This is a genomic window from Vulcanisaeta sp. EB80 (assembly GCF_002078205.2).
In genome coordinates, this window is the sequence record NZ_LCWN02000081.1 from 1 (window position 1) to 9,132 (window position 9,132).

Here is a 9,132-nt window from a genome sequence, read left to right on the forward strand (position 1 = left end):
ATCATTGTTGCCGCAGCAAAGAATGTGGACTTACCCACATTAGGCTTCCCAACAATACCTATCTGTACATGACTCTGTAACGACACAAGATTGGAGCGCTTAAGACCTTAAAAACATAGTTTTTACCAATTTTAAGGGAAGAATTATTGTACTACATTTTACGTCATTTTTGTTGTTGCTGCTGCTGTGGTTGCTGCTTAGGCAATATGTAGATCTTATTACCAATTATTGAATTGTTTGGTATCAAAACCTTACTACCATCACCTTTAATAACCTCAGTGAACAATATCGCCACATCGTTCACAATGCCATCCTCGCCGAGTAAGTTCACGTGATCATGTATCCTAAACGGCTTCGCCAACAGTAGGAATAACCCAGCCACAGCCTGACCAAGAACCTGCTGCACGGCAAACCCTATCACTATCCCAAGAAAACCACCAACAGCAACACCAGCTACACCACCTCCAATGGCACCAGCAATACCAGCAACTAACGCGCCGATGCCTATTAGGAGGAATACATTTCTCATAGCCCTTGCCGTTGGGTGATCATACCTAAACCTCATCGACCAGTAAATCACATCAGCAAAGGCGGACACTATCAAATAGCCGAAGGCTAATGCCAAGAGGACATTTACGTAACCCTCATAAGGACTAACTTTAATGCCAAACATTGGCAATAATGTTGAAATCACATAATGCACTATTGCGGCAACAACTACATATACCACAATGTATATCACCAACTTAGTTATGGCATTAACATAATGTCTGCCTATCTCCTTTTTACTCATCTCCTGAGTAGTAGTTGACACGAATTATTTGACAAACATCATTAATTTATAAGCTTTACCTAAATAATTAAAGACGAAATGCTGGTGTAACTTTAATATCTTTACATCGATAAAAAGAACTAGGACTTGTCCCAGGTCTCCACAAATGCCCTGGCCATTTTTACCGGGTCCTTAGCTGCTAATATGCCCGAAATCACGGCTGCGCCCCAGGCACCCGTGGCTTTTATGGCAGGCAGAGTTTCGAGGGTTATTCCGCCTATGGCGTATACCGGTATATCAACTGCAGCCACAATCCTCCTTAACCCATCGAGCCCAGTGACTCTATAGTCAGGCCTTGTGGGGCTTGGAAACACTGAGCCGGCGCCTATGTAGTTGGCACCTGCATTCTTACCCTGTACAGCTTCCTCAACAGTACTGGCACTCGCCCCTATTACTAAGCCACCGAACCTACTCCTAATTGCGTCCACGGGAGCGTCGTCAAGGCCGACGTGAACCCCATCGGCGTCACTGAGTATTGCTATATCGACCCTATCATCCACGATGAACACGGCACCATACTCATTACAAAGCCTCCTGATCTCCCTGGCCTCCTCAAGCATAACCCTAATACTACCCTCCTTACGCCTATACTGAACAATCCTAACACCACCCTCTAGGAAAGCCCTGGCAGCCCCCACATGGCTCTTCACGGTATAGCTAGTATCCGTTATACCATAGATGCCCCTAGGTAACCTCATACAGAAAACCTAACTAACATATTTAATAAAACCTAACGCCATATCCCTACCAGGTAACGTACGTTATCGACAATGAATTACTCACGTTCTCCAATCTCCTGAAATCCTCATCACTAAGTCTCCAACCAGTTGCACCGGCATTCTCAACGACTTGCTCAGGGCTTTTTGCACCAGGTATTGGCACCACGTTATCATGCATTACTAGCCAATTGAGTGCGATTTGGGCTGGTGATTTACCGTACTTGGCGGATAATTCCTTAATTACGGGGATCAATTTGCTGCTTATTTCACGTAGATTGTCTGGATGGAATAATGGATCATTCTCCCTCAGATCACCCCTGGGTCTATTATCTGGAGAGTACTTGCTGGTCACCGCGCCCTTCGCTAATGGGCTCCATGCGATTAAGGTAATTCCCTCACGCCTTAGGTAGGGTAGTAACTCCTTCTCCACCTCCCTCTCGATTAGATTGTACCTATTCTGCGAACTAACTATATCGCTCCTCTTCAGGCATTCACGGGCAGTTTGGAGGAGTTGGAGTGGGTAGTTACTGACACCGATGTACCTAATCACGCCATCATCAACCAACCTCTCCATAGCCCTCATAGTCTCGCAAATGGGAACATTGTGCCAACACGCGGGCCAGTGTAGTTGTAGTAGGTCTATGACGTCAAGACCAAGCCTCTCCTTACTACGCCTAGCCGCCTTAAGAACATCATCGAACCTGTGCCAGTCGCCCGGTATTTTCGTTGCCACGAAAACCTGCTCCCGAATTCCCAACTCCCTGATTGCACGCCCAACAAACTCCTCACTACGCCCCCTACCGTAAACAGCCGCAGTGTCTATGAAGTTTATACCCAACCCAACGGCCTTCGCTATTACGGACTTCGCCACATTATATTCATACGGACCCCACGCATCCCCACCAAACTGCCAAGCCGTTTGTCCCTAGGTGTTTGTTTTTATTTGTTGCACCTAGGGACTTCCACCTCGTCCACAGGGTTTTGGGTATCCCTGTGGGTTCATGGGTGGCTGTCGAGCCCAACGGCATGGGGCTCCCATCTAGGGAAGACCCACCCGGGCTCTGGGCATCGCCCTCACCGCCCAGGTGGGATGAGGCTTTGAGGCGTAGGTTGTGGCACGCAACCACCTCCCTATGCCATAGTTCTCCGCCCCTGGAGCACCTGCCGACCCTGCTGCCGTTCTCGTAAATTATTTTGGCTTTGTGTATTGGGCACATCCTTGAGGTGTTCCTTGGGTTCACATATATTATTGGAACACCATGCTCCCTAGCCTTCTCCTCAATAGCCCTCTGTACGCCCTTGAAGGATGCTTGGTAAATCCTATGCCTGAGCTGGGCATCCTTGATGTGGTTAATCATGTCCTTAGCGGGGTTCTTACCGAGCCTCTCCAGGACAATGGCGCTTTGCCTCTCCACAGCTGCTCTTACTATGATGTTCGCAAGCTTCCACCTCAAGTCAGCCTTCCTCTCACCCTCCCTCAGCTTCCTAAGGACCCTCCTCTTGGCTTTGCATTTAACGCCACAGAGCTTGTCATACTTCCTTTGAATCGCCTTCCTCCTATAGTGGTAGCCTAGGGTGATGTCCTTGAAGCCTGTCTCTAGTAGGTAGACATCCTGGTCTATCATAACAGCCACGTGGTTCTCATTCACATCGACTGGCACGAGGTCCCTTGGTTCGTAGGTCTCAACAGTCTTCCTAAAGGTTAGGTAAATGATCAATCGCCTACCCCTCCTATCAAGCCTTAACTTGGCTTCTGAAGCTAATCTCCAACCCGTATTGATGTACCTCCAGTACTGCCTGTGTGGCTCCAACTCAACCCTAACCCACCCAATGTGCGTTGCCAACTCAATGCTCGTTAATCCACTCATCCTCCATAGGTGGTCGTCTAGCCATATGGAGACCTCCCTAACCTCTGGGTGATCCTTCCTAACCAAGCCCCTCCTCCTGAGTTTGAGGAAGCTCTTGGACCTCACCGATGCATCCTGGCATGCGGTGTAGGCGTAGTGCGATGGTAACTGCGGATACAAAGACCTTAGTTCCAAGTACTTCAAAGCCTTCAGTTTCACGAAGCTCGTTACCCCATTCCCCACAGCGTATGCGACTAATCGCCCAACCATGTCTCTATACATACCCTCAAGCTCCACAAAGACCCTAAACAACCACCTGGGCAACTGCACAGACCCAACAACAACAGTCCTAGTAACCTCACTCATCACCTCCACACTCCTCTAAAAGCCTTTTAAGGCCCTACCAAGACACTGACAACAACCCCTCCGAAACCAAAACAACCAACACCAAACCAAAACTCACAAACCCAACCACCAAACACAAACAACAAAACAACCCAGCCCAATCCTTGAAATTTTTACACCGGTTTTTCCAAGGGTTATGTACTCCATCACCGCACGTAGGCATCACCGCGTATTTAAACATTGTCATGTTGATTGCTCTAAATTAATAATGCTTTTTAACACGAAATCTCCATTCGCAGTTGATGAGTTCTGAGTATGTGGTGATTTTCGTAACGGTACCTAACAAGGACGTCGGTGTTGAGTTGGCTAGGCATCTCGTGAGTAATAGGTTAGTTGCCTGCGTCAATGTTGTTGATGGTTTGAAAAGCATATACTATTGGGAGGGTAGGGTAGAGGAGGATAATGAAGCGTTACTGATTATTAAGTCGAGGAAAGATAGGCTTGATGACATTATTAATGCGGTAAGGGAGAAGCACCCGTATAAGGTGCCCGAGATAATAGCATTACCAATCATTGGCGGATTGAAGGATTACCTAGCGTGGATTGACGAAGTTGTTGGGACGAAGTAAAATCATCCACTTAGCCTTAGACTAAATATTTTTTAACTAAAAATTACTCCTAACAGCAATGCCCAGGGCATTGTTGGTGGTACTTGATGGATGCGCAGATAGACCCGTTAAGGAGCTGGGTGGTAAGACCCCGCTAGAGGCTGCCGTGAAGCCCACGATGGATAGATTGACATCTGAGGGGTCCTGTGGGTTAATGGACGTGATATCACCGGGCATCAGGCCCGGCAGTGATGTTGCCCACCTAGCCATATTCGGTTATGACCCATACAAGTACTACCCAGGTAGGGGGCCTCTTGAGGCTATTGGCGCGGGGTTGAGGCTTAATCCAGGTGATGTTGCCTTTAGGGCCAATGTGGCCACTGTCAATGATGACCTAGTTGTTGTTGATAGAAGGGGTGGTAGGTACATAGGTGCTGATGAGGTTAAGGAAATCGAGGAGGTAATAAATAACGAAGTAATACCAACCCTAAGGGCGAAATATGGTATTGATGCGATTTACAAACAAACGGTTGAGCATAGGGGTGTCTTGGTCTTGAAAGGCTCGGTCTCACCGCACGTCAGCGATACGGACCCGCACGTTGTTGGTGCCAGGGTAGCCGAGGCCAAGGCGCTCAGTGAGGATGCAAGGGTTACTGCGGATTACATAAATGAATTCACCAGGCTTGTTCATGAGAGGCTAGGTAAAGCTAGGTTCAACGAGATCAGGAGGAGGGAGGGCAAGGGACCAATAAACATGGTGCTGCTGAGGGGTGCTGGATCCATGAGGGTGTTTGAGCCGTTAAGTTCCAGGTACAGAATAAGGCCTGCGATAATCGCCGGCGTAGCGCTGATTAGGGGTATTGGTGTGGCGCTCGGTATGGAACCTATCAATGTTGAGAATTACGTGGGTTCTAAGGATGATGATTTCAACGCAGCCTTTCACGCAGCGGCAGAGGCGCTGAGGAACCACGATTTCGTATTCCTCCATGTGAAGCCCACGGATTCCATGTCTCACGATGGGGATTTCAGGGGTAAGACCATGATAATCGAGAGAGTTGATGCAGGTCTTAGGAAGTTTATTGAGGAGGCGCCAGGCGATACTTACATATTCATAACCTGTGATCACGCGACACCTGTAACCGTAAAGGAGCACACAGGCGATCCAGTCCCGTTCATGGCCTGGGGTATAGATGTCATGAAGGATGATGTGGATAGGTTCAGTGAGAGGGATTGCTCGAGGGGCTTTTGGAATAGGATTAGGGGTATCGATATCATGAACATAATAGCTAATTACCTAGGTACGCTTGAGAAGTTTGGTGAGTAATTTTACTTATCGTAAAGGCTATAGATTATCGAGTGGTCTAGCCATTATGTAGGCGTCCTCACCATCGTGGTAGTAACCCCTTATTAAGTCGACAATTTTATAATTCAACTTCTTATAGAGGTTAATGGCGGGCGTGTTCGAGACCCTAACCTCTAGGTAAACCTCCTCAGCACCATAGAAGTACTTCATAGCCCTCATACCCCTAATCATCATGTTATACGCAATACCCAACCTACGCGCCTCGGGTAGAACGCCTATTGATATCACATGACCCTTCCTGGTCGGCTTGCCCTTCCATATGTAACTCCAGCCAAACTCAACCCTGTTCATCATGTAACCCACGACCTTCCCATCAAGCTCAGATACTATGAAGGCCTTTGGAAAGCTCCTGTAATGCTCAACAAAGAAAAACTCCGGGTAGTTTTCAGGAAGAACTCGCCTATTTATTGAAACCACAGTGTTCAAATCCGTTATTTCGAACTCCCTAAGTACGAATATTTTCCCATTCCTACCCTTAATGTATTCACGACCCTCGAGTCTCTCGGTAACATCCTGAATAGTGCTTTCATCCATTACGTAACCAATAATTGGGAAATTAATACGTTTTTCCCATTAAACAACGAATAATTATTTATCTAAAATATACGCCGGAACTACCACCAGTATTATAAGACCGAGTATGTACAATAATGCTGTGTACGTTCTATAAGATAGACTTAGGAGACCGAGTTGTGGCATTACAAACTGAACAACACCAACAACATCAAACCTAGGTACTGGGTATGGATCAGGCCCAAGGTTTGCATCGCCCTTAAATACATATGTGCATCCCTGCGAGTTCTCAATAGACATTACCCTATGCACTATATAGTCACTGAACTGGGGTGAGTAATAAATGGCCACGTGGCCAAGCAATGATTGGCATGAACCGCTAGGTGGTATCATCACCACTAGGTCGCCAACCTCGAGCGTTGGCTCCATAGAGTATGAACTAACCACTGCCCAGGGTATTACGAATGATAACGCTAGTACGATCATTAGTACATGCCCTAAATCCATCGCAAGGGCAAGAAAACATTAATACTTATGTTTTTCTCACCTTATTACCTACGGCCCTTTAGGTCCTAGCCATTTCGGATTGTCGTTACTGAGGATTATTACGTTCACGGATTAGAAAGGTTTTTATAGAAGTGATTTACGGACCCTCCGATGAGCACAAGCACAACACAGCAGAAGGGCGGAGTCCCAGTAATGGTTCTTAAGGAGGGTTCCCAAAGAACAACGGGGGCTGATGCGAGGAGGAGTAATATAATGGCTGCGAAGGTCATTGCCGAAATACTATCAACAAGCCTCGGTCCAAGGGGCATGGATAAAATGCTCATTGATGCCTTTGGAGACGTTACAATAACTGGCGATGGAGCTGCAATACTGAAGGAAATGGAGGTTCAGCACCCAGCCGCCAAGCTACTCATTGAGGTTGCCAAGGCTCAGGATGCGGAGGTTGGTGATGGAACAACAACAGCCGTTGTTGTTGCAGGTAGGCTGCTAGAGCTTGCTGAGGAGCTGCTTGACGAGGGTATCCACCCAACAATAATTATTGATGGTTATAAGAAGGCTATGGATTACGCAATACAGGTTGCTGATGAGATAGCGCAGTCAATAAACGTCGAGGACAAGAATCAACTAGCCCTTGTGGCTATGAATTCACTAAGTAGCAAGATAGTGGCTGAGGCTAGGGATTACCTAGCTAAGGTTGCGGTTGATGCGTCAGCAATTGCCGTGGAGAAGGTTAACGGGAAATACAACCTAGACCTGGATTGGATAAAGCTTGAGAAGAAGAAGGGACAATCACTCGCTGAAACCCAGTTAATACAGGGCATTGTACTCGATAAGGAGGTGGTACATCCAGGAATGCCAAAGAGGGTTGCCAATGCGAAGATAGCGGTTCTAGACGCACCGCTTGAGATAGAGAAGCCTGAGTGGACAACGAAGATATCAGTCTCATCACCCGACCAAATAAAGGCATTCCTTGAGGAGGAGTCCAACATACTGAAGTCATACGTTGATAAGCTAGCTGAGGTTGGCGCCAACGTGGTAATCACACAGAAGGGTATTGATGAGGTTGCTCAGCATTACCTGGCTAAGAAGGGCATTATGGCCATTAGGAGGGTTAAGAGGAGCGACATTGAGAAGCTTGCCAAGGCAACCGGTGCCAAGATAGTCACGAGCATAAAGGACATAAAGCCAGAAGACCTTGGCACAGCAGGTCTCGTCGAGGAGAGGAAGGTTGGTGAGGAGAAGATGGTGTTTGTTGAGCAATGTCCGAACCCGAGAGCTGTCACAATACTGATTAGGGGTGCGGCGGACAGGGTCCTCGACGAGGCTGAAAGATCAATGCAGGATGCACTACATGTGATTAGGGACTTGTACAGGGAACCAAGGATTGTACCTGGCGGTGGCGCCTTCGAGATGGAGATAGCCAGGAGGATTAGGGAGTGGGGTAGGAAGTTACCTGGTAAGGAGCAGTTATCAGTACTCAAATTCGCAGAAGCTCTCGAGCATGTACCAACAATACTAGCCCTAACGGCTGGCCTTGACCCAGTGGATGCCATAGCAGAGTTAAGGAGGAGACACGACAGTGGTGAGGTAGATGCCGGTGTTGATGTGCTCAATGGTAAGGTTGCCAACATGCTTAAGCTAAACATCGTTGATCCATTGCTGGTTAAGAAGCAGGTGATAAGGAGCGCCGCCGAGGCTGCAATAATGATACTTAGGATAGACGATATAGTGGCTGCAGCACAGACAAAGGCAGGTGGCGGTGGTAAATCGAAGAGCGAGACCGGTGGTGAGGAAGAGACCTCAAAGACTGAGTAATAAAAATGACTAAGTTAGGTTTTTAAACGATTTTTATTACGGTTTCCTCAATGTCCTCCTCAAATCAAACACAAAATCCTGTATTAAAGGAAGATGCACTTGCTGATATCCTAAAGAGGATTGAGGATTTGACCAAGGGTAGGTTAACATACCCACCTAGAATAACTAAGTATGAACTAGCGAGGATTGTGGCAGCCAGAGCTAGGCAATTGGCTATGGGCGCACAACCACTGATTGATCCGCAAAAGCTTGGTACCTATGATCCAATAGCCATCGCACTTGAGGAGGTGCGTAGGGGATTGATTCCCTTCGTGATCGTTAGGACGCTACCAAATGGTAAGCACGTGAGGATTAAGCTTAAGGAATTACTTAAATTAAGTGAGGAGTTTGACGTTAAGATTTAACACTATACCTTAACTAACTCGAGTTTCCCATTATCAATCCTTATTTCGACAACATCACCAACATCAAGCTTAGGTCCCAAAGCCTCTGCCTCATCCTCATTAAGCCAGATTAGAAGTCTCGGTATTGGAACCTTACCACTCATTAATGGACCAACCATCGGCATTGACCTAAGTAATTG

General features: G+C 47.2%; 12 protein-coding genes. 4 read left to right on the forward strand and 8 right to left on the reverse strand.

Features of this window, described 5'->3' with window-relative positions:
• The 5 genes from B7L70_RS10960 to B7L70_RS10980 form a co-directional block, all read right to left on the reverse strand.
• Positions 1–86: GTPase (locus B7L70_RS10960; RefSeq protein ID WP_143701635.1), on the reverse strand; the 86-nt coding region annotated here is incomplete at its 3' end.
• A gap of 77 nt (positions 87–163) precedes the next feature.
• Positions 164–793, reverse strand: coding sequence for a mechanosensitive ion channel domain-containing protein (locus B7L70_RS10965; RefSeq protein WP_081228231.1), 630 nt, complete (start codon positions 791–793; stop codon positions 164–166).
• Positions 794–912: 119 nt separating this feature from the next.
• On the reverse strand, positions 913–1,530 hold the full coding sequence (thiE, locus tag B7L70_RS10970) for a thiamine phosphate synthase (RefSeq protein WP_081228212.1): 618 nt from the start codon (positions 1,528–1,530) through the stop codon (positions 913–915).
• A gap of 46 nt (positions 1,531–1,576) precedes the next feature.
• Positions 1,577–2,422 (reverse strand): aldo/keto reductase, encoded by an 846-nt coding sequence (locus B7L70_RS10975; RefSeq protein ID WP_081228214.1) that lies wholly within the window; start codon positions 2,420–2,422, stop codon positions 1,577–1,579.
• Between the two features lie 7 nt (positions 2,423–2,429).
• A complete protein-coding gene (locus B7L70_RS10980) occupies positions 2,430–3,764 on the reverse strand; it encodes an IS200/IS605 family accessory protein TnpB-related protein (RefSeq protein ID WP_081228217.1) in 1,335 nt (444 codons plus the stop codon).
• A 281-nt stretch (positions 3,765–4,045) separates the two neighbouring features.
• Between B7L70_RS10980 and cutA the strand changes: the two genes are divergently transcribed.
• Both cutA and B7L70_RS10990 read left to right on the forward strand, forming a co-directional pair.
• The gene (gene cutA, locus B7L70_RS10985; RefSeq protein ID WP_081228219.1) at positions 4,046–4,372 is read left to right on the forward strand and encodes a divalent-cation tolerance protein CutA; all 327 of its coding nucleotides are present in this window, start codon (positions 4,046–4,048) and stop codon (positions 4,370–4,372) included.
• A 58-nt stretch (positions 4,373–4,430) separates the two neighbouring features.
• The gene (locus tag B7L70_RS10990) at positions 4,431–5,675 is read left to right on the forward strand and encodes a 2,3-bisphosphoglycerate-independent phosphoglycerate mutase (RefSeq protein WP_081228221.1); all 1,245 of its coding nucleotides are present in this window, start codon (positions 4,431–4,433) and stop codon (positions 5,673–5,675) included.
• Positions 5,676–5,693: 18 nt separating this feature from the next.
• Here B7L70_RS10990 and B7L70_RS10995 read toward each other — a convergent pair whose 3' ends face one another.
• Positions 5,694–6,248, reverse strand: a complete 555-nt coding sequence (locus B7L70_RS10995) for a GNAT family N-acetyltransferase (RefSeq protein WP_081228223.1) — start codon at positions 6,246–6,248, stop codon at positions 5,694–5,696.
• A gap of 54 nt (positions 6,249–6,302) precedes the next feature.
• Positions 6,303–6,734, reverse strand: a complete 432-nt coding sequence (locus B7L70_RS11000; protein ID WP_081228225.1) for a signal peptidase I — start codon at positions 6,732–6,734, stop codon at positions 6,303–6,305.
• Between the two features lie 150 nt (positions 6,735–6,884).
• Between B7L70_RS11000 and thsA the strand changes: the two genes are divergently transcribed.
• Together thsA and B7L70_RS11010 are read left to right on the forward strand one after the other, a co-directional pair.
• A complete protein-coding gene (thsA, locus tag B7L70_RS11005; RefSeq protein WP_081228227.1) occupies positions 6,885–8,549 on the forward strand; it encodes a thermosome subunit alpha in 1,665 nt (554 codons plus the stop codon).
• A 50-nt stretch (positions 8,550–8,599) separates the two neighbouring features.
• The gene (locus B7L70_RS11010) at positions 8,600–8,953 is read left to right on the forward strand and encodes a DNA-directed RNA polymerase subunit K (protein ID WP_081228229.1); all 354 of its coding nucleotides are present in this window, start codon (positions 8,600–8,602) and stop codon (positions 8,951–8,953) included.
• 2 nt (positions 8,954–8,955) lie between these two features.
• Here B7L70_RS11010 and B7L70_RS13575 read toward each other — a convergent pair.
• Positions 8,956–9,132, reverse strand: a 177-nt coding sequence (locus tag B7L70_RS13575; RefSeq protein ID WP_162009166.1) for an arcadin 1, incomplete at its 5' end; no start/stop codon positions are given.